This is a genomic window from Vibrio sp. 10N.261.55.C5, assembly GCF_041470505.1.
Lineage (GTDB): Bacteria > Pseudomonadota > Gammaproteobacteria > Enterobacterales > Vibrionaceae > Vibrio > Vibrio crassostreae_C.
Genome location: NZ_JBFRMS010000022.1, coordinates 1 through 256, shown reverse-complemented (window position 1 = coordinate 256; position 256 = coordinate 1). Strand labels below are relative to the sequence as shown.

Genomic DNA, 256 nt, shown 5'->3' with positions numbered 1-256 from the left:
GAGAACTTTTAAATTTGATTGAATTACTCGTAAGTAAGTCAATCAGTCAGCTTTCCAAATTGTTAAAGAGCTTGATTCAATAAAATGAACCATTTTTAAAAACACTTAAATAAATGTGCTTAAAGATGGTATCCCGTAGGGGAGTCGAACCCCTGTTACCGCCGTGAAAGGGCGGTGTCCTAGGCCTCTAGACGAACGGGACATAGGTTACTCTTAACTGTTTAAACATATCAATCTGTGTGGACACTTATCGTGA

At 38.3% G+C, this 256-nt stretch carries 1 tRNA gene; it reads right to left on the bottom strand.

The window, feature by feature from the left end:
* Positions 1-126: 126 nt before the first annotated feature.
* A tRNA-Glu gene (locus AB4263_RS10295) sits at positions 127-202 on the bottom strand.
* Between the last annotated feature and the right edge of the window lie 54 nt (positions 203-256).